At 71.7% G+C, this 22987-nt stretch carries 20 protein-coding genes; 16 read left to right on the top strand and 4 right to left on the bottom strand.

Features of this window, described 5'->3' with window-relative positions; translation table 11 throughout:
* Positions 1-79: 79 nt before the first annotated feature.
* The gene (locus NYZ98_RS39505) at positions 80-1348 is read right to left on the bottom strand and encodes a DUF1015 domain-containing protein (protein WP_262850346.1); all 1269 of its coding nucleotides are present in this window, start codon (positions 1346-1348) and stop codon (positions 80-82) included.
* A gap of 116 nt (positions 1349-1464) precedes the next feature.
* Between NYZ98_RS39505 and NYZ98_RS39500 the strand changes: the two genes are divergently transcribed.
* Both NYZ98_RS39500 and NYZ98_RS39495 read left to right on the top strand, forming a co-directional pair.
* Positions 1465-1896, top strand: coding sequence for a tetratricopeptide repeat protein (locus tag NYZ98_RS39500; RefSeq protein WP_262850343.1), 432 nt, complete (start codon positions 1465-1467; stop codon positions 1894-1896).
* A gap of 207 nt (positions 1897-2103) precedes the next feature.
* Entirely contained in the window at positions 2104-3099 is a 996-nt protein-coding gene (locus tag NYZ98_RS39495; RefSeq protein ID WP_262850341.1) for an HAD-IIA family hydrolase, read from the top strand.
* A gap of 215 nt (positions 3100-3314) precedes the next feature.
* Here NYZ98_RS39495 and NYZ98_RS39490 read toward each other — a convergent pair whose 3' ends face one another.
* Positions 3315-3662: an SCP2 sterol-binding domain-containing protein gene (locus NYZ98_RS39490; RefSeq protein ID WP_262850339.1), complete on the bottom strand. Its 348-nt coding sequence runs from the start codon at positions 3660-3662 to the stop codon at positions 3315-3317.
* A 245-nt stretch (positions 3663-3907) separates the two neighbouring features.
* Here NYZ98_RS39490 and NYZ98_RS39485 point away from each other — a divergent pair, with 245 nt between their 5' ends.
* The 12 genes from NYZ98_RS39485 to pssA all read left to right on the top strand — a co-directional run bounded on the left by NYZ98_RS39485 (position 3908) and on the right by pssA (position 16986).
* A complete protein-coding gene (locus NYZ98_RS39485; RefSeq protein ID WP_262850337.1) occupies positions 3908-4081 on the top strand; it encodes a hypothetical protein in 174 nt (57 codons plus the stop codon).
* 69 nt (positions 4082-4150) lie between these two features.
* Positions 4151-4969, top strand: a complete 819-nt coding sequence (locus NYZ98_RS39480) for a TlyA family RNA methyltransferase (protein WP_262850335.1) — start codon at positions 4151-4153, stop codon at positions 4967-4969.
* Positions 4970-5004: 35 nt separating this feature from the next.
* Positions 5005-5913 carry an NAD kinase gene (locus tag NYZ98_RS39475; protein ID WP_262850333.1) on the top strand — a complete coding sequence of 303 codons (909 nt, stop codon included), beginning with the start codon at positions 5005-5007 and terminating at the stop codon, positions 5911-5913.
* A gap of 423 nt (positions 5914-6336) precedes the next feature.
* Positions 6337-8055: a DNA repair protein RecN gene (gene recN / locus NYZ98_RS39470; protein ID WP_262850331.1), complete on the top strand. Its 1719-nt coding sequence runs from the start codon at positions 6337-6339 to the stop codon at positions 8053-8055.
* Positions 8056-8217: 162 nt separating this feature from the next.
* Entirely contained in the window at positions 8218-9414 is a 1197-nt protein-coding gene (gene steA, locus NYZ98_RS39465; RefSeq protein ID WP_262850329.1) for a putative cytokinetic ring protein SteA, read from the top strand.
* Positions 9411-10388, top strand: coding sequence for a copper transporter (locus tag NYZ98_RS39460; protein WP_262850324.1), 978 nt, complete (start codon positions 9411-9413; stop codon positions 10386-10388). The genes steA and NYZ98_RS39460 overlap by 4 nt, the downstream gene beginning before the upstream one ends.
* A 64-nt stretch (positions 10389-10452) precedes the next feature.
* Positions 10453-11328 (top strand): hypothetical protein, encoded by an 876-nt coding sequence (locus tag NYZ98_RS39455; protein WP_262850318.1) that lies wholly within the window; start codon positions 10453-10455, stop codon positions 11326-11328.
* Positions 11325-13028: a murein biosynthesis integral membrane protein MurJ gene (murJ, locus tag NYZ98_RS39450; RefSeq protein WP_262850312.1), complete on the top strand. Its 1704-nt coding sequence runs from the start codon at positions 11325-11327 to the stop codon at positions 13026-13028. Before NYZ98_RS39455 ends, murJ begins: the two co-directional genes overlap by 4 nt.
* A complete protein-coding gene (locus NYZ98_RS39445) occupies positions 13021-14142 on the top strand; it encodes a glycosyltransferase family 4 protein (RefSeq protein WP_262850310.1) in 1122 nt (373 codons plus the stop codon). The genes murJ and NYZ98_RS39445 overlap by 8 nt, the downstream gene beginning before the upstream one ends.
* 265 nt (positions 14143-14407) lie before the next feature.
* A complete protein-coding gene (locus NYZ98_RS39440; RefSeq protein ID WP_262850308.1) occupies positions 14408-15391 on the top strand; it encodes a TerC family protein in 984 nt (327 codons plus the stop codon).
* Between the two features lie 121 nt (positions 15392-15512).
* Positions 15513-16160: a phosphatidylserine decarboxylase gene (locus NYZ98_RS39435; RefSeq protein WP_380708786.1), complete on the top strand. Its 648-nt coding sequence runs from the start codon at positions 15513-15515 to the stop codon at positions 16158-16160.
* On the top strand, positions 16147-16986 hold the full coding sequence (pssA, locus tag NYZ98_RS39430; RefSeq protein ID WP_262850306.1) for a CDP-diacylglycerol--serine O-phosphatidyltransferase: 840 nt from the start codon (positions 16147-16149) through the stop codon (positions 16984-16986). Before NYZ98_RS39435 ends, pssA begins: the two co-directional genes overlap by 14 nt.
* Positions 16987-17011: 25 nt before the next feature.
* On the opposite strand, the gene NYZ98_RS39425 is transcribed toward pssA, so the two are convergent.
* Positions 17012-17656, bottom strand: a complete 645-nt coding sequence (locus tag NYZ98_RS39425) for an MBL fold metallo-hydrolase (protein ID WP_262850304.1) — start codon at positions 17654-17656, stop codon at positions 17012-17014.
* Positions 17653-18432 (bottom strand): maleylpyruvate isomerase family mycothiol-dependent enzyme, encoded by a 780-nt coding sequence (locus NYZ98_RS39420; RefSeq protein ID WP_262850302.1) that lies wholly within the window; start codon positions 18430-18432, stop codon positions 17653-17655. The genes NYZ98_RS39425 and NYZ98_RS39420 overlap by 4 nt, the downstream gene beginning before the upstream one ends.
* A 156-nt stretch (positions 18433-18588) precedes the next feature.
* On the opposite strand from NYZ98_RS39420, the gene uvrA reads away from it, so the two are divergent.
* Both uvrA and NYZ98_RS39410 read left to right on the top strand, forming a co-directional pair.
* Positions 18589-21429: an excinuclease ABC subunit UvrA gene (gene uvrA / locus NYZ98_RS39415; protein ID WP_262850299.1), complete on the top strand. Its 2841-nt coding sequence runs from the start codon at positions 18589-18591 to the stop codon at positions 21427-21429.
* Between the two features lie 402 nt (positions 21430-21831).
* Positions 21832-22308: a Rieske (2Fe-2S) protein gene (locus NYZ98_RS39410; RefSeq protein WP_262850297.1), complete on the top strand. Its 477-nt coding sequence runs from the start codon at positions 21832-21834 to the stop codon at positions 22306-22308.
* The last annotated feature ends 679 nt before the right edge of the window (positions 22309-22987 follow it).

Raw genomic sequence — 22987 nt, 5'->3', positions numbered from 1 at the left:
GCTGGGGGTTCGGGGGGTTTGTGGGTGGGCCGGGCAGGGGGAACGCGGGTGGGGTGGGGAGGGTTTGGGCTGGGAGGGGTTAGTCGGTGGCGAAGGTGCGGAGGATCAGGCCGGTGCGCGGCTTGGGGCCGAACGAGGTGGACTTGCGCGGCACCCGCTCGCCCCCGGCGGCGATGGCCAGCACGTCCTCCACCTTCAGCGGCGGCACGATCACGGCCGTTCCCAACGTCCGGTGGGCCATTTTGACGGCGAGGTGGGCGTCGTGGTGGACGATGCGCACCGACTCCTCGTCGTCCTGCAGACCCCAGACCTTCGGCAGGAGGAATTCCGAGAGGATCGAGGTGGCGAGCGACTTCCACCGGAGTGATCGTGACGCGGGCATGGCGTGCTCGACCTGCACGGGGTCGGGATCGGTGAGCAGGTGGCTCACCCCGTCCTCCCCGGCCAGCACGAACGCGGGCCCCTCAGCCGAGGAGAGCGCCTCGAGGGCCTCGTCCACGTCGGTGAAGTCGTGCACCTGCCAGGCACCCCTGGCGCGCGCCACGGCCTCCTGGAGGGGCAGCCCCGGGATCACCCGGTGGATGGCCTTCAGGTCGGGCGGGTAGGTCGTCGAATCGACCAGGAGGGCCAGGCCGAAGTCCCACGGGCCCGGGCCGCGGCCCTCGGTGTGGTAGTCGTGCTGGAGGGCGAGGTAGGTGGCGTATCTGTGGTGGCCGTCGGCGATGAGCGCCTGGTGACCGCGAAGCTCCGCCGCCACGGCGTCCAGTTCCGCGCTCTCGGTCAGGGCCCACAGCCGATGCGTGATGCCGTCGTCCGTGCGCACCTCGACCAGAGGCGCCCGCGTGGACGCCACGTCGTCGACCAGGAGCGAGGCCGCGCCGCCCTCGCCTTCGTAGAGCAGGAAAATGGGTTCCAGGTTGCCCTCGGTCGCCCGCATGAGCGCGAGACGGTCGGCGACCGGGCCCGGCAGGACGTCTTCGTGGGGGAGCACGATGCCCTTGACCGGATCGGAGAGACCGAGATCGCCGATGAGGCCGCGGAGCAGGACGCCCGGCCCGCTTTGCTCGTACACGTACAGTGCGGGAAGAACGTCGGCGACCAGCGTGCCGGAGCCGAGCCACGCCAGCAGCGTGTCATGAGCCTCGGCATAGCGGTGCTGGTCGGCGCCAGGAAGGATCAGGCGTACCACGTTGTTGGGGTGAGCGTCCAAGAGAGTCTGGACGTCTTCTTGTGAAATGAGGTCGTACGGTGGGGAGGTGACTGCCGCCAGATCGTCGACTGCGAAGCGCACGCCGCGGAACGGGCGCAGCACCAGTCCGTCAGACGACGGCAGTTCAGGAATGGCCATACCGGGCATGGTGCCATAAAGGCCTGAGTCGCTTAGAGACAGCCCCGATGTTCTTAGCGTGGCCCGGCTCGTCAGGAAGCCGGAATGACATGTCGTGAGAAAGGAGGCCTCGGAAAATGATGCAGGAACGAAGCGACCGGTCCGATTCCCCCGACTACGAGCCCACTGCCCCAGCGGGCGATGTTTACGAATGGTTCCAGCGAGGTGTGAAGCTCCTCAAGGACGGCAGTCCCGCCGCGGCGGCGGCGATTCTCGCGCGGGCCGCCGAGGCCGAGCCGGAGTCCCGCAGCATCAGGGAGGCGCTCGCCAGGGCGCAGTTCAACTCGCGCCGTTACCACGAGGCGGCCGACAGCTTCCGCTGGATCGTCGCGGCCAATCCCACCGAGGACTACGCGTACTTCGGGCTGGGCATGGCCCTGTGGCGTACGGGCGACATGGAAGCGGCCCAGGAACCCCTGACCATCGCGGTGGCCATGCGCCCCGATCTCCGTGATTACGTCTCCGCTCTGAAACAGGTCAAGGCCACACTAAAAGCACGGCAGCCATAACCCCGGGCGTGTCGCCCCCTCTCGCCCCCTCCGAAAGCACCCCGTCCCCGATGGCCGTCTCCGGCCAGACGCCGCTCGTCCAACCGAAACGCGACGACCACCCGGCGAGGGCGATCCGCCATGCCCCCAACCGGCCCCGGCCGCCGGGGGAGTGGGGGTTGGGGGTTTGAGTCGGCGGTTGGGGGTGTTATCGGAAATAGTGGGTTCATGGAGACCGCACTGATCGACCGTTACGACACCTTGTTGCTTGATCTCGACGGGGTCGTCTACCTGGGCCGTGAGGCGGTTCCAGGCGCCCCTGAGGCCCTTACGCGCGCGCACGACACGGGTGTGCGTCTCGCTTACGTGACCAACAACGCCTCGCGTACTCCGGCCGCCATCGCCGAGCATCTGCTCTCCCTCGGCGTGCCCGCCACGCCCGACGACGTGGTGACGTCCGCGCAGGCCGCCGCCCGGCTGATCGCCGAGCGGGTGCCACGCGGGTCGGCGGTGCTGGTGGTCGGCGGGACGGGTCTGCGTTTCGCCCTGCGGGCGCACGGCCTGCGCCCCGTGACGACGGCGGCGGAGTCTCCGGTGGCGGTCGTCCAGGGCATCTCGCCCGACCTGTCCTACGGGCTGCTGAGCGAGGGGACGCTCGCCGTCCGGCAGGGTGCGTGGTTCGTCGCGGCGAACTCCGACACCACCATGCCGACCAACCGTGGCGCGCTTCCCGGCAACGGGTCCATGATCCGGGTGATCGCCACGGCCACGGGCGTGGAGCCGGTCTCGGCGGGGAAGCCCGAGCCGCCCCTGCACAAGGAGTCGATGTTGCGGACGGGGGCCGAGCACCCGCTCATCGTGGGCGACCGCCTGGACACCGACGTGGAGGCGGCCACCCGGGCGGGCGTCGACAGCCTGCTCGTCCTGAGCGGGGTGACCGGGCCGCTCGACCTGGTCACCGCCCCGCCGGAGCACCGTCCCACGCACATCGCCGCGGACGTCTCGGGCCTGCACCACCCGCCGGCGCCCGTACGGCAGGACGGGGACGAATGGACCAGGGAGGGGTGGACCGCACGTTGGGACGGCGGGCGCCTGCGCCTCACGGGCGGTGGCGACCCCCTCGACGGACTCCGCGTCGCGTGCGCCGCGGCCTGGGCCCGGGCGGGCGACGGCCGCGCGGACGAGGACGCCATGAAGGACGCTCTGGAGACCCTGAACCTCTGATCTCGGCGGTCGGGTAGTTGGGTGTCCAGGGGGCTGTGGCCGGCGACCGTGCCGGTTGTCGGGGCGATTTGGAGGGTTGTTGAGGGTGGCGGTGGCTCAGGGCCGGTGGTTCTGGGGGGTGCCGGTTGGTCTGGAGGTTCGTGGAGGACGGTTCTGGAGGATCGCGGAAGACGGTTCTGGAGGGCGGGATCGTTCTGGGGCGTGAGGCTGGGGGGTCAGAGGAGTTTGCGGAGGCGGAGGAGGTCGCCGAGGCTGGCGTCGATCTTCACTCGTCCGCTGAGCAGCGCACGCGCCATGTCCAGTTCGCCGTTCACCATGGAGAGCAGGTCGTCGCTGGAGATCCGGATGCGCACCTCGGCGGAACGGCCGTCCGCGGGGGCGGTCTCGGTGAACGGGTCGAGGCCGTCCTGGTGGACGCGGCCGTGGAAGGTCACGTCCAGGTCGGTGATGTGGCAGCTCAGGCGCCTGTTCACCACGTGCTTGGTGCGGGTCTCCTGATCGAGGTCGCCGAACTGCTCTCCCAGCTTGTCCAGCGCCGCGCGGCACTCATCGACGCTCGCCATGCGTCATACCCCTTCTCATCCGCCGAAGCTCCTCTGACCTACGGAAGGTAGCGTTTCACTTGAGTAATACGCGAAATTCGGCGCGCGGGCGCGGCCTGGAAGGGAAGAGCATCGCGCGGGTGATCGCTTCCGCTACGGTCGTGATCCACGGCCGCCGCGTCGGCGGTGGCCCTCTGGCGCGCGATCACATGGCCGCGATCGCCGGCGTGCCGCCGTTCCAACGACCAGTCGGGTGGAGAAGGACGATGACGGAAAGCGGCGAGGTCCAGGTGGCTGCCGCCCTGGCCCGGCTCGGCAGCCTTGGCGATCTTCCCGTACGGGAGCACGTCTCGGTGTTCGAGGACGTGCTGAGCGGGCTGGAGGCGACCCTCGCCTCCGTAGGGGACGCCTCCGCCCCGGCGGGGGAACGGCGCCCGTGAGGGATCTGCGGTACACGGCGGTGGCGGGTGGGCGGTTTCGCTCGTGGGCGGTTGTGCGGGGGTGGGGGGTTGAGTCGTCGTGTGCGGCTTGACAGTGAGCTGGTCAGGCGGGGGCTCGCGCGATCACGTGAGCAGGCCGCCGATCTCATCGCGGGCGGCCGGGTCAGCGTGGGCGGCCAGACGGCGGCCAAGTCCGCGACCCAGGTCGACACGGCCTCGGCCATCGTGGTCGCCGAGTCGGCGGAGGGCCCTGACTACGTCTCGCGAGGCGCGCACAAGCTGCTCGGCGCCCTGGAGGCGTTCGGCCCGCGAGGCCTGGGCGTCGAGGGGCGCCTCTGCCTGGACGCGGGCGCCTCGACCGGCGGTTTCACCGACGTCCTGCTCCGCCGGGGCGCGGCCCGCGTCCTCGCGGTCGACGTCGGGTACGGCCAGCTCGCCTGGTCGCTGCGGACCGACGAGCGGGTCACGGTGATGGAACGGGTCAACGTCCGCGACCTGACGCCCGAGATGGTCGGCGACCCGCCCACGCTGATCGTCGGAGACCTGTCGTTCATCTCACTCCGCCTGGTGCTGCCCGCACTGACGGCCTGCGCGGACCGGCAGGCCGATCTGGTGATGCTGGTGAAACCGCAGTTCGAGGTGGGCAAGGACCGGGTGGGGGCGGGCGGGGTCGTGCGCGACCCGGCCCTGCGCGCCGGAGCGGTACGCGAGGTCGCGGCCTCGGCCGGCACGCTCGGCCTGGCGGTGCGTGGTGTGACGGCGAGCCCGTTGCCCGGCCCTTCGGGCAATGTCGAGTACCTCATCTGGCTCGGGAAGGGCCCCGGGCCGGACCCGGTCACCGATCTCGACGCCGAGATCGGGCGAGCCATCACGGAAGGTCCCCAGTAGTGCGCGGAGTGCCCGCCGGACAAGCGGAGTGGACCATGGACAGCGCGAAGCGCACGGTACTGATCACCGCACACACCGGGCGGGAGCCCGCCGTCGACAGCGCCCGGCTGGTGATCCAGCGGTTCCTCGAGGCGGGTTTCACCGTCCGCGTCATGCAACCCGAGGCCGAGGAGATCGCGGTCCCGGGGGTCGACGTGGTGCCGTCCAACATCGCCGCGGCCGAGGACGCCGAGGTGCTGATGGTGCTGGGCGGCGACGGCACGCTGCTGCGGGCCGCCGAGCTGGCCAGGCCCGCCGGGACGCCCCTGCTCGGGGTCAATCTCGGCCACGTGGGCTTCCTGGCCGAGGCGGAGATGGCCGACCTCGCCGAGGCCGTCGACCGGGTCGTGACCGGCCGGTACACCGTCGAGGAGCGCATGACGATCGATGTGCGGGTGCGGGCCAACGGCGAGGTGCTGGCGTCCACCTGGGCGCTGAACGAGGCGAGCGTCGAGAAGCGCGACCGCATGCTGGAGGTCGTCGCCGAGATCGACGGGCGGCCGCTGTCCCGGTGGGGGTGCGACGGGGTGATCTGCGCCACACCGACCGGGTCGACGGCCTACGCGTTCTCGGCGGGCGGCCCGGTCGTGTGGCCGGAGGTGGAGGCGATGCTGCTGGTGCCCAACAGCGCCCACGCGCTGTTCGCCCGCCCGCTGGTCGTGTCCCCGAGGTCGACGATCGCGGTGGAGATCCTGCCAGGCACGCCCGGCGGGGTGCTCTGGTGTGACGGCCGCCGCCGCTTCGATCTTCCCCCGGGTGTCCGGGTGGAGGTGCGCCGCGCGGACCTTCCGGTGCGGCTGGCGCGTCTTCACGACGTCGACACGACCGGAGCCCCTTTCACCGACCGGTTGGTGGCCAAGTTCGACCTTCCCGTCCAAGGCTGGCGCGGGCGCGTACGGCGCTAGCCCGTGCTCCCCGGATGGGCTCGGGCGCGGAGGCCGGTGGCGCGGCGTTCCGGGACGGGCCCCGGGCGCGTACGCCGTCGGCTCGGTCTCAGAGGCGGCGTGGGAGCGGGCGTCGTCGCTTGGATGTTCTTGCGTGGGCCGGGGCCGGGTCGTCGGGGCGGGTGGTTCGTGTGGGGATGGTGTGAATGGTGCTGGTCGGCAGGTGGGGTGGGCGTGGTGGGCGGGGTTCGGGGCCGTGGACGGGCGGCTCGTACATCGGTGAGAGAGGGCCGGTACGGGGTGCCGATGACCCCGGTCATCGAAAACCTTGGCGATTTCCGCGTAGGATCGTCCCGCATGGTGAGGTGACCGAGCCAAGCCCCACACGGTCGGGCGAGGTGTGCCCGATCGGAGGAAGCGCGGCGAAACGGCGGGAGGGACCCAGTGCGGCCACGGGTCGATGAGGTCCGGATCAAAGGGCTCGGAGTGATCGACGAAGCCGTTCTCGAGCTCTCACCGGGCTTCACGGTCGTCACAGGTGAGACCGGCGCGGGCAAGACGATGGTCGTGACCGGGCTCGGGCTGCTGTTCGGCGGCCGGGCCGACCCCGCGCGGGTCCGGCCGGGGGCCGAACGCGCCTCGGTGGAGGGCACGCTGGTCGTCGAGGCCGGCGGCCGGGTCGCCCAGCAGGTCGAGGACGTCGGCGGCCAGATCGAGGACGGCGAGCTCATCATCGCGCGGACCGTCTCCGGCGAAGGCCGGTCGCGCGCGTGGCTGGGCGGCAGGTCGGTCCCGGTCGGCACGCTCACCTACCTCGCCGAGGACCTCGTGGCCGTCCACGGCCAGATGGACCAGCAGCGGCTCCTCCAGCCGGGCCGCCAGCGCGCCGCGCTCGACCGCTACGCCGGCGAGGAGCTGGTCAAGCCGCTGCGCGCGTACGTCCAGGCCTACAAGCGCCACAAGGACGTCGGAGACACCCTCGCCGACCTCACGACCAAGGCCAGGGAGCGCGCCCAGGAGGCCGACCACCTGCGCTTCGGCCTGGAGGAGATCGAGAAGGGCGATCCCAAGCCGGGCGAGGAGGTCGAGCTCAGGCAGGAGGAGGAGCGCCTCGCGCACGCCGACTCGCTGAAGAACGCCGCCGTCACCGCCCACACCTCCCTGCTCGGCGACCCCATGGCGGCCTCCCAGGGCGCGCAGGACGCGGTGTCGCTGCTGGCCCAGGCCCGGTCGGCGCTGGAGTCGGTCCGGTCCTACGACGTGACCCTCTCCGGGATCGGCGACCGGCTCGCCGAGGCCGGGTACCTCGTCTCCGACGTGGCCACCGAGCTCGCCGCGTACGCCGAGTCGGTCGACGCCGACCCGGGCAGGCTCGGCGTCGTTCAGGAACGCCGCGCGCTGGTGAACGGCCTGATGAGGAAGTACGGCGGGGACACCGCCGAGGTCCTTGCGTGGGCGGCCAGGGCCGCGGCCAGGGCCACCGAGCTGGAGGGCGACGACGACCGCATCGCCGAGCTGACCCGCGAGCAGGACGAGCTGCTGGCGCGGCTGACCGAGCTGGCCTCGGAGCTGACCGGCATCCGCACGGCCGCCGCCGAGCGCTTCGGCGAGGTGGTGACCGCCGAGCTGACCGCGCTGGCCATGCCGCACGCCAAGGTCGTGGTCGCGCTGACCCCGAGCGGCCAGTTCGGCCCCGAGGGCGCCGACGAGATCGAACTGCTCATGATGTCCCATCCGAGCGCCCCGGCGCTGCCGCTCAACAAGGGCGCCTCCGGCGGTGAGCTCAGCCGGGTCATGCTCGCCATCGAGGTCGTGTTCGCCGGCGCCGACCCGGTGCCCACCTTCGTGTTCGACGAGGTGGACGCCGGTGTGGGCGGCAAGGCGGCCGTGGAGATCGGGCGGCGCCTGGCCCAGCTGGCCCGCACGTCCCAGGTGATCGTGGTGACCCACCTTCCGCAGGTCGCGGCGTTCGCCGACCAGCACCTTGTGGTGGAGAAGGCCAGTGACGGGCGGGTCGTGCGCAGCGGGGTGACGACGCTCGACCGCGAGGGCCGCGCCAAAGAGCTCTCGCGGATGCTGGCGGGTCTGGAAGACTCCGAGCTCGGCCGCGCCCACGCGGAGGAACTGTTGTCGATCGCGGCCGCGGACAAGGCGGCGGGCTGACCAAGAAGGGTCCAGGCCCCGTCGGGGGCGTCGGGGGGATGTACCAGGGGCCACGGGGGCCCTGGCCGCGGGCGGATCGCCCACGGTCCAGCGACAGTGACAAATCTGACACGCCGTGATGCGGGGCCATGTTGGTCGCACGCTCTGGCAGGATGGTTCGTGATGAAGGTGCCGACCTTGAGGGTTCAGGGCCTCCGCCGCAGGAAGGCGTCAGACCTTCCCGGGGTGACAGCAGTGGCGAGGATCGATCGGCGGACCAAGAGCCTGACGAAGCATCTCCGGTCCGGGGAGATCGCGATCATCGACCACGTCGACGTCGACCGGGTGAGCGCGGAGGCTCTTGTCGCGTGCGGCGTCTCGGTCGTGGTGAACATCGCGGCGAACATCAGCGGCCGGTATCCGAACCTCGGCCCGCAGATCCTGGTCAACGCCGGGGTGACGCTCGTCGACAGCGCCACGCCCGAGATCTTCGACCGGGTCCGCGACGGCGACGTGGTGCGCGTCCACGAGGGGCAGGTGTACCTCGACGAGGAGCTCGTCGGGAAGGGCGAGACGGTCACGCCCGAGAGCATCGACGCGGCGATGGCCGAGGCGCGTGCGGGCCTGTCGGTCCTGATCGAGGACTTCGCCATGAACACCATGGAGTACATCCGCCGCGAGCGCGACCTGCTGATCGACGGCGTCGGGGTGCCCGACATCCGCACCTCCATGGAGGGAAGGCACGTCCTGGTGGTCGTCCGCGGCTACCACTACAAAGAGGACATCGCGACCCTCCGCCCCTACATCCGGGAGTACCGCCCGGTCCTGATCGGGGTGGACGGCGGCGCCGACGCGCTGATGGAGGCCGGCTACCTTCCCGATCTCATCGTGGGCGACTTCGACTCGGTGTCCGAGCGCGCGCTGTGCTGCGGCGCCGAGCTGGTCGTGCACGCCTACCGCGACGGCCGCGCCCCGGGCTTGGAACGCGTCGAGCGGCTCGGCCAGCAGGCGGTCATCTTCCCCGCGACCGGCACCAGCGAGGACATCGCGATCCTGCTCGCCGACGACAAGGACGCGAGCCTGATCGTGGCGGTCGGCACCCACGGCACCCTGGTGGAGTTCCTGGACAAGGGCCGGTCGGGCATGGCGAGCACCTTCCTGACCCGGCTGCGGGTCGGCGGCAAGCTGGTCGAGGCCAAGGGCGTGAGCAGGCTCTACCGCAGCCGCATCTCCGTCGGCTCGCTGCTGCTGCTGGTGGCGACCGCGCTGATCACCGTGGGCGTGGTCCTGTGGTTCTCGCCCATGGGCAAGGTCTGGCTGAACGGACTTCGCGACGCCTGGAACGGTTTCATCTTCTGGTTGGTCGGGCTCTTCTCGTGATCGATTTCCGCTACCACATCGTCTCCATCGTCGCGATCTTCCTCGCGCTGGCCGTCGGCATCGTGCTCGGCAGCACGGTGCTGAACGCCCCGCTGGTCGCCTCCACCGAGAGGGTCACCGCGCAGCTCCGGGCCAACAACAACGAGCTGCACGCCAGCATCTCCGACCTGCAGACGCGGGCCGGCGCCGACGACACCTTCGTCGCCGACCGGCTCCCGCAGCTCGTGCAGGGGGCGCTGGCCGGCGAGCGCGTCGTGATCGTGGAGGCCCCCGGTGCCGACACCAAGCTGCGCGACCCGCTCAGCCAGGTGATCACGGCCGCCGGGGCCACGGTCAGCGGCCGGGTGTCGGTCACCGAGAAGTACCTCACCGCCGACCAGAGCGGGACGCTCGATCAGCTCACGACCTCGGCCAAGCCCGGCGTGCCGGTCTTCTCCCCGGACGCCACGCCGTACGACAAGGTCGCGGCGGTGCTGGCCGGCGCCATCGTGACGTCCGACCGATCCCAGGCCGACAAGGAGAACCCCTCGGCCGCCGGGGTGCTCGCCGCCTTCGAGAGCGACGGCCTGGTGACCCTGGACGGCGACCCGGGCAAGCGCGCCACCCTCGCCCTCATGGTGGCCCCGTCCCTGCCGTACGAGGGAGAGACCGCCGACGCGCAGACCGCCGCCGTGGTGTCGCTGGCCTCGGGGCTGGACGAGGCCAGCGCGGGCACGGTCCTGGCCGGTGTGGTCCCGGTCTCGACGGTCTCCGGCCTCATCTCGGCGGTGCGCTCCTCCAGCGACGTGGCCGCCAACGTCTCCACGGTCGACAACGTCGATATGGCCTTCGGCCAGGCCGTGGTGGTCTACGCTCTGCGGGAGCAGACGGCCGGGGAGGCCGGGCAGTACGGCCTCGGCGCGGACGCCTCCGCTCCCGAGCCGTCTCCCACGGCCACCGCCACGCCCACCCCCACGGAGGGCGCGGGCGGCTGACCTGCCCCTGACGACCACGCTCCCGGGTCCGACGCCGGGCGCTCCTGACGAAGAGGGATCCGCTGTGGCCCATCGCTCCTGGCTCGGCGCCGTGGCGGGTGCCGCCCTCGGCGCCGTCGCCGCCCGTGCCGCCTACGCCGCCTTCACGCGCCGCCCGCCCGTCGGCGACGAGAAGACCTGGACGCGCACCAACCATCGCGGCGAGCCGATCACCCTGCTGGAGGGCCCCGCTTTCGTGGCCGGCGCGGGGGCGGCGGCCGTCCTGGCGCCCGGCCTGCCCGCCCGGGTGCGCGCGGCCGCGGTGCTGGCCGGGGTGGGCAGCGGCGTCCTCGGCGCCTACGACGACCTGCGCGAGGTGAACTCGTCCAAGGGCTTCAAGGGCCATCTGGCCGCGCTGGCGCGCGGGGAGGTCACCAGCGGCGCGGTGAAGATCCTCGGCATCGGGGTGGCGGGCCTGGCGGCCTCGGCCCTGCTGCCGCCCCGCCCCGGGGACGCCGGGCGGGGCCTGGCCCGGGCGGCAGGCACCCTGCTCGACGGGGCACTGATCGCCGGGAGCGCCAATCTGGCGAACCTGTTCGACCTGCGTCCGGGCCGGGCCATCAAGGTCGGCCTGCTGGCCGGCGGTCCCCTGCTCGCCGCCTCGCTGGCCAAGGGCGCCCCGGCGGCGGCCGCGCTCACCGCCGTGCCGGTCGGCGCGGGCCTGGCCCTGCTGCCCGAGGACCTCGGCGAGCGGGCCATGCTCGGCGACGCCGGGGCCAACGCGCTCGGCGCGCTGCTCGGGGTCGCCGCCGTGACCGGTCTGCGGCGCTCGTCCCGTCTCGCCGTGCTCGGCACGGTGGTGGCGCTCACCGCCGTCTCCGAGAAGGTGAGCTTCACCAAGGTCATCGCCGGGAACCCCGCGCTCAACCGTCTCGACATGCTGGGCCGCCGTCCCAGATGACCAGGAGGGTGGGCCAGGGCCTCGCCGCCGCGGCCGTCCTGATCGGGGCCGTGACGGTCCTGGCGCGGGTGGTCGGCTTCGCCAAGCAGCTGGTCCTCGCCCGCACGGTCGGCACGAACTGCCTGGCCACCGCCTATTTCACCGCCAACCAGGTGCCGAACATCGTCTTCGAGGTGGTGGTGGGCGGCGCGCTCGCCGGCATGGTCGTCCCCGTGCTCGCCGGGGCGGCGTCCCGGTCCGCGCCGGTGATGTCCGGAGCGGCGGGGCCGGCGGGTGCCGGGGAGGAGCGGGAGCACGCCCGCGCCCAGATCGGGCGGATCACCTCTGCGCTGCTCACCTGGGTGCTGGTCGCGCTGGTCCCGCTCGGCGTCCTCACGGCGCTGGCCGCCCGCCCGGTGATGGGCCTGCTCGCCGGGGAGGTGGCGGGGTGCGAGGCGGGTGACCTGACGGCCGTCGCCACCCGCATGCTGGTCGTCTTCGCCCCGCAGATCCCCCTGTACGGCCTGGCGGTGGTGCTCTACGGCGTGCTCCAGGCCCACCGGCGGTTCACCGGGCCCGCCGTGGCGCCGCTGGTGTCCAGCCTGGTGGTGATCGTGGCCTATCTGGCGTTCGTCCCGCTCAGCCAGGACGTCCGTACGCCGCTGTCGGCCGTGCCCCGGCCCGCGGAACTGGCCCTGTCGGTCGGCACCACGCTGGGCGTCCTCGCCCTGGTGGTCACGGTGATCGGGCCGTCCTCCCGGCTCGGCCTGCGGTTGCGGCCCACTCTGCGTTTCCCCGACGGCGTCGCCGCCCGGGTCCGCCGCCTCGCCGTCGCCGGGCTCAGCGCCCTGGTCGCCCAGCAGGCGGCCATGGCCCTGGTGGTGTGGCTGGCCAACCGGGAGGTCGGCGCGGGCGGGCTGGCGGGGTACAACTTCGCCTGGGCGATCTACCAGGTGCCGTACGCCGTGCTGGCGGTGCCCATCGCGACGAGCGTGTTCCCCGCGCTCTCCGCCCGCGCCGAGCGCGCCGACGCCGGCGGGTTCACCGCGCTGTCGGCGCTGACCACCCGCGCGGTGGTGCTCGTCTCGGGGCTGGCCGCCGGGGTGCTGGCGGCGGTGGCGGCGCCGATGGCGCGGGTGTTCGTCGACGGCATGGCGGGCAACATTCCCGCGGGCGAGCTGGCCAGGTCCATCGCCCTGTTCGCCCCCGGCCTGGTCGGGTACGGGCTGGTGGCCCATCTCAGCCGGGTCCTGTACGCGGCCGGCAGGGGGAGGGCGGCGGCGGCCGGCACGGTGGCGGGCTGGCTGGTGGTCATGGTCGCGCAGACGGTCTTCGTCCTGGCGTTCCCCGGCCCGTGGAAACTCGGCGGCCTTGCACTGGGCAGCGCCGCCGGTATGACGGCCGGCGGGGTGCTGCTGCTGGCGGCGGTGGCCCGCGCCCGGGGGGCCGCGGCGCTCGCCGGGGTGCCGCGCGCGCTGCTCACCGCCGTGCTGGGCGGCGGGGCCGGGTTCCTGGCGGGGTCCTGGGTCGCGTCCCTGCCGGACGTCCGGGGCCCGGTCGCCTCGGCGGGGGTGGTGGCGCTGGCGGGAGTCGTGGCGGTGACGGTCGCGGTGGGCGTGGCGTTCGCGGTGGACCGGCGTGATCTGGTGGCGGCGCTCGCCCGCGTACGGGGGCGGGGCGCGGCCGGACGCGCCGGAGAGGAGACCGAGGGTGATGGGTGACACGACCGCGCGGCGCGTGGTCCTGGTGCTCGGCACGAGCGCGGGCGGTGTGGGGCGGCACGTCCTGATGCTGGCCGGGGGGCTCGTCCGCCAGGGACACCAGGTCGTCGTGGCGGGGCCGGCGAGCACCGACGAGGCGTTCGGGTTCTCCGGTGCCGCGCGGTTCGCGGAGGTGGCCGTCTCCGACCGGCCGCGCCCGGTGAGCGACCTGCGCGCCGTGCGGCGCCTCAGGGCGCTGACGGCCGGAGCCGACATCGTGCACGCTCACGGGCTGCGCGCCGGGGCCCTGGCCGCCCTGGCCCTCACGGGGCGCCGGGCCGGGCGCGCGGCGCTGGTGGTCACGTTGCACAACGCGCTGACCGCAGGCGGGGTGATCGGCGCGATATATGGGCTTTTGGAGTGGATCGTCGGTAAAAAAGCTGATCAGGTGTTGGTGGTCGCGCCGGACCTGGGGGAGCGGATGCTCGCGCGCGGCGCGCGGAGCGTCGCGCCCGCCGTCGTCCCCGCGCCGCCCCTGCGCCCGCCCGCCCGGACGCCGGCGGAGGTCCGCGCCGAGCTGGCGCCCGGCCGCACCGGCCGGGCGATCTTCCTGACGATCGCGCGACTGGCCCAGCAGAAGGGCCTTGAGACGCTGCTGGACGCCGTGCGCGGGCCGTACGACGACTGGGAGACCGTCCCGCTGTTCGTGGTGGCGGGGGAGGGCCCGCTGCGGGGCGAGCTGCAACGGCGCATCGACGGCGAGGGGCTGCCGGTCCGGCTGCTCGGGAACCGCGACGACATGGCCGACCTGCTCCAGGTCGTCCACGCCCTGGTGGTGCCGAGCCGGTGGGAGGGACAGCCGCTGAGCGTGCACGAGGCGCTCCGCGCGGGCAGGCCGGTCGTCGCCACCGCCGTCGGGGGGATCCCGGCGATGGTGGGCGACGCGGCGCTGCTGGTCCCGCCCGGGGACGCGGCGGCCCTGCGCGCGGAGATCACCCGGGTGCTCCTGGACCCGGCGTTGGCCGCCCGGCTCTCCGCCGCCGCCCTGGCGCTGCCACTGCCGGACGAGGAGGCAGCCCTGCGGTCGGCCGGCGAGGCCTACGCGGCGCTGCGGGGCGGCGGGGCGCCTCGGTGAGACGTGGATCACCCTCGGACGGGGCGAGGTGTGTGACCTGCGACGGCCGCCGCGCGGGTCCCGGAAAACCCCGGCCCAGCTCAACGGCTGATTAGGTGAGGCTTATGCGCTCGCCTATACTCCTCGACTGAGGGGGGGAGTATCCCTTCGCGACAGCCTCGTCATCACGGTACGTCCCTTACGGCGTGCCCGGGGCTGCCGGTCCGAGGCCTTTGGCACGGGCGGGAGAGACCTCCGGCACTTTGACGCGGGCCGGAGGGTTGTCTTGGATGTTTCCGTGTGGGCATGGGCGGCGGTCATCGGTGGGTTGCTGGTGGTTCTGGCGGTCGACCTGTGGATCGTCGACAGAGGTGAGCCGCGCGAGTTCTCGCTGAGGCAGGCCGGTTTCTGGGTCGGGTTCTACGTCGGGCTGGCGGTGCTGTTCGGTGTCGTGCTGCTGGTCTTCGTGGGCCCCGACAAGGCCGGCGAGTTCGCGGCCGGCTATCTGACCGAATACAGCCTGAGCGTCGACAATCTTTTCGTCTTCTACATCATCATGGGCCGGTTCGCCGTTCCCAAGATCTATCAGCACAAGGTGCTGCTGGTCGGCGTGCTCCTCGCCCTGGTGATGCGCGGGGTGTTCATCGTCGTCGGGGCCGCCGCCCTGGAGCGCTTCGGCTGGCTGTTCTACGTGTTCGGCGCCTTCCTGTTGTACACCGCCGTCAACATGCTGCGCGGGCACGACGAGGAGGAGTTCAAGGAGAACCTGCTCCTGCGGTGGGTCCGGAAGATCTTCCCGACCACGGACGGCTTCGTCGGCTCCAAGGTCACCGCCCGGGTGGACGGGCGTCGCATGGTGACCCCCATGCTGATCGTGATGGTGGCCATCGGCACCACCGACCTGCTCTTCGCGCTCGACTCGATCCCGGCGATCTTCGGCCTCACCAAGGACGCCTTCATCGTGTTCACGGCGAACGCGTTCGCCCTGATGGGGCTGCGCCAGCTCTACTTCCTGCTCGGTGGTCTGCTGCAGCGGTTGGTCTACATCAGCTATGGTCTGTCGTTCATTTTGGGCTTCATCGGGGTTAAGCTCGTCCTGGAGGCCTTGCACACCAGTGGTGTCTCCTGGGCGCCCGAGGTGCCGATCTGGGTCTCCCTCTCGGTCATCGGCGTCACCATGGTGGTCACCACCGTGGCCAGCCTGATCAAGGCCAGGCGCGACAAGCGGGCCGGTGACGCCACCGCCCCGGCGAAGGTGTCTCAGGGGTAGCGAATTGGTGCATGAGGCGAATTGCTTGTCTCGAATTGCTATGTAACGGCGACGAGATGGGTAACATTCGGCGACAAGTCACAATCCGGTCTCTGGCCGCAAACACCACAAAAGGTTCCCCGTGTCCAACGATTCGCCAAGCCACAGTCGCCGCCGCGTGCGGCTGGCACGTGGCGTCTCCCCCTGGCTGGCACCGATGGTCGCCGCGGCCGCCATCTCGGCGGCGCTGGCCCGGCGGTCGCGCCCCTGGGTGCTCGCGGCGGCTCCGCTGACCGCACTCACCGGCGCCATGCTGTGGTTCTTCCGCGACCCCGACCGCGAGCTCGGCGCGGGGCTCGTGCTGAGCCCGGCCGACGGCGTGGTCCAGAGTATCGACCCGCAGCCGGACGGCCGCACGCGGGTGGCCATCTTCATGAGCCCGCTGAACGTCCACGTGAACCGCGCGCCGCTCGACGGCACGGTCTCCTCCATGCGGCACGTGGACGGCGGCTACCGCCCGGCGTTCAACAAGGACAGCGACCAGAACGAGCGGGTCGTCTGGCACTTCGACACGGCGATCGGCGACCTCGAACTGGTGCAGATCGCCGGAGCGGTCGCGCGCCGGATCGTGCCCTACACCGGCATCGGCGCGAAGGTCTCCCGAGGAGAGCGCATCGGCCTGATCCGGTTCGGCTCGCGCGTGGACATCTACCTTCCAGAGGGGATCGCACCCGCGGTGACCGTGGGTCAGCGGACGACGGCAGGAGTGACTCGCATTGACCACGGCTGACGCTGGCTGGTCCATGGAGGACATGGACGAGGACGAGGAACCCCGGGGACCCGTCGGGAAGGCGTTCCGGCTCTCGGCGGCCGACTCGCTGTCGCTGGGCAACGCCATGTGCGGCTTCCTGGCCGTGTGCGTCCTGGCGTGGTCGGCGATCAGCCAGCTCCAGTCGGAGGGTGAGTTCCGCCCCGACCCCCGCTATTTCGCCACCGCGGTCGTGCTGCTGCTGATCGGCGCCACCTGCGACCTGTTCGACGGCTTGGTGGCCAGGAAGTTCCGGGCCTCGGCCATGGGCGCCGAGCTGGACAACCTCGCCGACGTGATCAGCTTCGGCTTCGCCCCCGCCTTCATGGTGGTGGCCTGGGCCGGTTTCTCCCACCGCCTGCCGCTGTGGCTCGTGCTCTGCGCGGCCGTGTCGGTGCTGGTCGCGGGCGTCGTGCGCCTGGCGCGGTTCGCCTGCGTGAAGACCAAGAGCGGCGACTTCATGGGCCTGCCCATCCCCATGGGCGCGATGACCGTGGTGTCGATCGTCCTGCTGTTCGAGCCGTCGTACTTCACGGTCGTCGGGATCTTCGCCGTGGCGTGGCTCATGGTGAGCCGCATCGAGTACCCCAAGCCCAAGGGCAACCTGGCCGCGGTGGTGCTGGCCTGGATCATGGTCAACGTCACCTGCCTGATCATCTGGGCGGCCGACCTGTCCGGGGGCGACCTGCTCATCCAGATCGGCGCCGCGATGCAGATCGCGCTGGTCTCGGCGATCCCGCTGCGCGTGCTGATGTTCAAGCGCGAGCAGCGCAAGGAGCGCAAGGAGACCGAGGCCCCCGTCGGGTAGGCCCCGGTCCCCTCGGCGGTCCTGGCTACCAGCCGCGCGCACGCCACTCGGAGAGGGACGGCCGTTCCGCTCCGAGTGTGGTGTCCTTGCCGTGGCCGGGATACACCCAGGTCTCGTCGCCCAGCCGGTCGAAGATCCGTTCCACCACGTCGGTGTAGAGCCGGTCGAACCGGGCGGCATCCCCCTGGGTGTTCCCGACGCCGCCGGGGAACAGCGAGTCGCCGGTGAACAGGTGGGCGTCCTGGTAGAGCAGGGCGATCGACCCCGGGGTGTGCCCGCGCAGGTGGATCACGTCGAGCGTGACCGCGCCGACGGTGACCTCGCCGCCGTGCTCGACCGGCCGGGTGACCGGCACCGGCAGCTCGGGGGCGTCCAGCGGATGGGCGACGGTCTCGGCCCCGGTCGCCTTGGTCACCTCCGCCAGGGCCATCCAGTGGTCCTGATGCCGGTGAGTGGTGACGATCGCGCTGATCGGCCCGTCGCCGATCAGGCCGAGCAGCCGCCCGGCGTCGGCGGCGGCGTCGACCAGCAGCCCGTCGCCGGTCTCCCGGCACCGCAGCAGGTAGGCGTTGTTGCCGAAGCCGCCGACCTCGATCTTGCTGATCGTCAGGCCGGGCAGCTCACGCACGTCGGCGGGGCCGTCGGCGGTCACATCACCGGTGTAGCTCATGGGTACTCCTCGGGTGGTGCCGCCGGAAGGCCGGGCGGAGCCGGCATCGTCAGCCACGGCGGTGCCGCCGGCGGCTTCCCGGCCAGCCTAAGCCCCTGCTCCGGCCCGCCGCCCGGCTCCCCGGCCCCGTCGCCCGTGAGCCGTCCGGTGAGCCAGGCCAGCACGAGGGGCGCTGGGCCCTCCACCACCGGGCCCTCGCCCAGCCCGGTCCAGCTCATTCCGCCGGCCCGGATCGCGCTGACGGTGCTCTGGTCGTACGGCCAGCCCGCCATCGCGTCGTGGAGCTCGCGCCGGACGAAGTCCTCGGGCCAGTCGGCCCAGGTGTAGCCGGCGCCCAGGTCCACGTGGTGGATCTCGACCTCCCGGATCCGGCGGACCAGCAGGTACCACGCTGGGTGTTCGGGCGGGCGCATCCCCTGGACCAGGGACCTCCACGCCATCGGCGGCATCGCCTCGGCCGCCTCGGCGAACCGGTCCGCGCCGGCGGCGAGACCGGCGTACTGCTCCTTGGCGGTCTGTCCCGCCCCTTCGGCTATCTCGGCATCTCGGATCTCCTGCGTTGGGTACTGTGGAATGAAAACACCCGTCTTGGCCCAGGTCATCAGGTTGACGAGGCTGTCCGCGTTGCGCGCGACGTGGGTGAGCACGTGGCCCCGGGACCAGCCCGGAAGCAGGGAGGGAGCCGTGACGTCCGGGTCGGAGAGCGCCGCCGTGGTGGCCAGCAACCGGTCGGTGGCCGCGGCGAGTTCGGCCTGAAGGCCGTCGAGAACCGTCATGTACGCCATCATCTCTTCCGGCGCCCGCGTGGGCGTTCGCCGCCCCCGTGCCGGAGCGCGGGAAAACTGTCGGACCCCCTCGTTAGAGTGGCGGCGACTAGTCAGAGGTGGCCCTCCGGCCGCCGTGGATCGCGACCCAAAAATGAGAGATCTGCTGTGGCCGACCGCTTGATCGTTCGTGGCGCCCGCGAACATAACCTCAAGGACGTCTCGCTTGACCTGCCGCGAGACGCCCTCATCGTCTTCACCGGGCTTTCGGGCTCGGGCAAGTCCAGCCTGGCCTTCGACACGATCTTCGCCGAGGGCCAGCGGCGCTACGTCGAGTCGCTCTCGGCCTACGCCAGGCAGTTCCTCGGGCAGATGGACAAGCCCGACGTCGACTTCATCGAGGGCCTGTCACCCGCGGTCTCGATCGACCAGAAATCCACCTCGCGCAACCCCCGGTCCACCGTCGGCACCATCACCGAGGTGTACGACTACCTGCGGCTGCTGTGGGCACGCATCGGCAAGCCCCACTGCCCCGCCTGCGGCCGTCCCATCGCCAGGCAGACCCCCCAGCAGATCGTCGACCGGGTCCTGGAGCTGCCGGAGGGCACCCGCTTCCAGGTGATCGCCCCGGTCATCCGCGGCCGCAAGGGGGAGTACGGCGAGCTGTTCCGCGAGCTGCAGACCAAGGGCTTCGCGCGCGCCAGGGTCGACGGCACGGTGGTCCGGCTGGAGGAGCCGCCGACGCTGAAGAAGTACGAGAAGCACGACATCGAGGTGATCGTCGACCGGCTCTCGGTCAAGGACGGCGCGCGCAGGCGGCTCACCGACTCGGTGGAGACCGCGCTGCAGCTCTCCGGCGGCACGATCACGCTCGACTTCGTCGACCTCCCCGAGGACGACCCGGGCCGCGAGCGGTTCTACTCCGAGCACCTCTACTGCCCCTACGACGACCTGTCGTTCGAGGAGCTGGAGCCGCGCTCGTTCTCGTTCAACTCGCCGTTCGGCGCCTGCCCCGACTGCACCGGGCTCGGCACCCGCATGGAGGTCGACCCCGACCTGGTGGTGCCCGACCCCGAGAAGACCCTCGGCGACGGCGCGCTGTCCCCGTGGGCCGGCGGTCACACCAGCGACTACTTCATCCGGCTGATCGAGGCCCTCGGCCTCGCGATCGGGTTCGACCTGGACACCGCGTGGGAGCGGCTGCCCAAGCCCGCCCAGAAGGCCCTGCTGCGCGGCCACGACGAGCAGGTCCATGTCCGCTACAGCAACCGCTACGGCAGGCAGCGCTCCTACTACACGACCTTCGAGGGCGTGATCCCGTGGGTGCAGCGGCGGCACTCCGAGGCCGAGAGCGACGCCACGCGCGAGCGGTACGAGGGCTTCATGCGGGAGATCCCGTGCCCGACGTGCAAGGGCGCCCGGCTCAAGCCCGTCTCGCTCGCCGTCACGGTCAGCGACTCCTCCATCGCCGACCTGTCGGCCATGTCGATCGGCGAGTGCGCCCGGTTCCTCGGCGCGCTCACGCTCTCCGAGCGTGACATGCACATCGCCGAGCGGGTGGTCAAGGAGATCAACGCCCGGCTGGGGTTCCTGCTCGACGTCGGGCTCGACTACCTCACCCTCGACCGGGCGGCCGGCACGCTCGCCGGCGGCGAGGCCCAGCGCATCCGGCTCGCCACCCAGATCGGGTCGGGCCTGGTCGGCGTCCTGTACGTCCTGGACGAGCCCTCGATCGGCCTGCACCAGCGGGACAACCAGCGCCTGCTCGACACGCTGATCCGGCTGCGCGACATGGGCAACACTCTGATCGTCGTCGAGCACGACGAGGACACGATCGCCGCCGCCGACTGGGTGGTCGACATCGGGCCCGGCGCGGGCGAGCACGGCGGCCAGGTCGTCGTGTCCGGCACCGTCGAGGACCTGCTGGCCAGCGACGACTCGCTGACCGGCGCCTACCTGTCCGGGCGCAGGCGCATCGACCTTCCGGCCGGCCGGCGCAAGCGCGATCCCAAGCGCAAGCTCGTGGTCAAGGGCGCCAGGGAGCACAACCTGCAGGGCGTCGACGTCGAGTTCCCGCTGAGCGTGTTCACCGCGGTCACCGGCGTCTCGGGTTCCGGCAAGTCGACGCTGGTCAACGACATCCTCTACAACGTGCTGGCCAGGGAGCTCAACGGAGCGAAGACCGTGCCGGGCCGGCACTCCCGGGTCACCGGCGTCGACCTGGTCGACAAGGTCGTCCACGTCGACCAGAGCCCCATCGGGCGCACCCCGAGGTCCAACCCCGCGACCTACACCGGGGTGTTCGACCACGTACGCAAGCTGTTCGCGCAGACCACCGAGGCCAAGGTCCGGGGCTACCTTCCGGGCCGGTTCAGCTTCAACGTCAAGGGCGGGCGCTGCGAGGCGTGCTCCGGAGACGGCACCATCAAGATCGAGATGAACTTCCTCCCGGACGTCTACGTCCCCTGCGAGGTCTGCCACGGCGCCCGGTACAACCGGGAGACCCTGGAGGTCCACTACAAGGGCAAGACGATCTCCGAGGTCCTCGACATGCCGATCGAGGAGGCGCTGGGGTTCTTCGACGCGATCCCGCCGATCAAGCGTCACCTGGAGACGCTCAACGACGTCGGGCTCGGGTACGTCCGGCTGGGCCAGCCCGCGACCACGCTGTCCGGCGGCGAGGCGCAGCGGGTCAAGCTGGCCTCCGAGCTGCAGCGCCGGTCCACCGGCCGAACCGTCTACGTCCTGGACGAGCCGACCACCGGCCTGCACTTCGAGGACATCCGCAAGCTCCTGGGCGTCCTCGGGCGGCTGGTGGACGGCGGCAACACGGTCATCGTCATCGAGCACAACCTCGACGTCATCAAGACCGCCGACTGGGTCATCGACATGGGCCCCGAGGGCGGGTCCCGAGGCGGGGCCGTGCTCGCCACGGGCACACCGGAGCAGGTCGCCCGCATCGAGGACAGCCACACCGGCCGCTTCCTCAGCAAGATCATCGGCGGCTGACCACCCCGCCCGTCCGAAAACGGCCGGCCCTCCCACAAGGCGGCCGGCCGCACCCTCCCTCCAGTGGGCCGGCCGGCCGCAGCTCTCCACGAGGCGGCCGGCCGCACCCTCCGGTGGGCCGGCCGGCCGCAGCTCTCCCGCGAGGCGGTCGGCCCTGCCCCGAGACGGGAGGCCGTGCCTTCCCGTGAGGCGGCCGGTCGGCTCCTCGCCATGGCCCGTCCCACTGCGGAAGCCTGCTTTCTTGAGGGCAGGCGGCCGCTGCGAATCGGTGGAACGGGGCAACTCTCTTTGACCAGCACGTTATGAGTAATTGTTCATACTGCTCAGGTCGGGTCTAGCCCATGCTGAACCAAGCGGGGGCGTGAGCCGTAGGAGAGTTAACAGACCTCTAGGAAGGCGAACATGACGGAGACGGATACGACGCGGCGCACGGTGATGCTGGGTGCGAGCGGCGCCGGTCTGGCCGTGGTGCTGACCGCGTGCAGTGGATACGGCTCATCGACCACGGTCGACACCGACGACGAGCCCTCGGATCCCGCACCGGAGTCCTCCGGCAAGAGCGCCGGGGGCGACGCGGGCACCGACTCCGCCGGAGGCGGTCTGGCGAAGACCAGCGACATCCCCAAGGGCGGCGGCAAGATCTTCAAGAAGGAGAAGATCGTCGTCACCCAGCCGACCGACGGGGAGTTCAAGGCGTTCAGCGCCATCTGCACCCACCAGGGATGCCCGGTGGGCTCCGTGGCCGGCGGCACGATCAACTGCCCCTGCCACGGCAGCAAGTTCAGCATCGCGGACGGCTCGGTCGCCAATGGCCCGGCCACCGAGCCGCTCAAGGAGACGAAGATCACCGTGAAGGGCGGCTCCATCAGCCTCGCCTGAGGCGACGCGCACAGATCTCGCCACGGGCGGGGGGTGAAGGGCACCGGCCCTTCACCCCCCGCCCTTTTTCGCGCCCCCAGGGAGGATGGTCGGCGTACCCGGCCCGGAAGCCTTTGCCCACCATTGACCCCTGCCTACCAGGAACGACCCAGCCCATGTGCCCCCCTTCACTGGAGAATGCCCCCGGGGTACGGATCAGAGGGGCGGGGCGTGGGGTGGTGAGCCGGACGGTTCGGGGGTGGCGGTGGCGCTGAACTGGGCGTTCGGGGTTCGTGACGCGCCCGGCGGTTCGGGGGCGGCAGTTGCCGGTGGGCCGGGCGGTCGGGGGTTCGTGGCGTGGGCTGGCGGTTGGGGGCGAGGTTGGGTGAGCAGGGTGGTTCGGGTTCGTGAGGTTCGTGACGCGCCGGGCGGTTCGGGGGCGGCAGTTGCGGGTGGGCCGGGCGGTCGGGGGTTCGTGGCGTGGGCTGGCGGTTGGGGGCGAGGTTGGGTGAGCAGGGTGGTTCGGGTTCGTGAGGTTGGAGAATGCGCGGGTCTGGATCAGGGGGCGGTCCGGGGGTGTGGAGTGGCGGTGGGCCGGGCCGTTCGGGGGTGGCGGTGGTGGTGAATCGGCGGTCGGGGTTCCTGACGTGGGCCGGGCGGTTCGGGGATCGCGGCGGCGGTGGGCCGGTCGGGTGGTTCG

It is taken from the genome of Sphaerisporangium corydalis, from assembly GCF_025506355.1.
Lineage (GTDB): Bacteria > Actinomycetota > Actinomycetes > Streptosporangiales > Streptosporangiaceae > Sphaerisporangium > Sphaerisporangium corydalis.
Note: the sequence above shows the minus strand (reverse complement) of the source record. Positions and strands in the feature narration are given on the sequence as shown.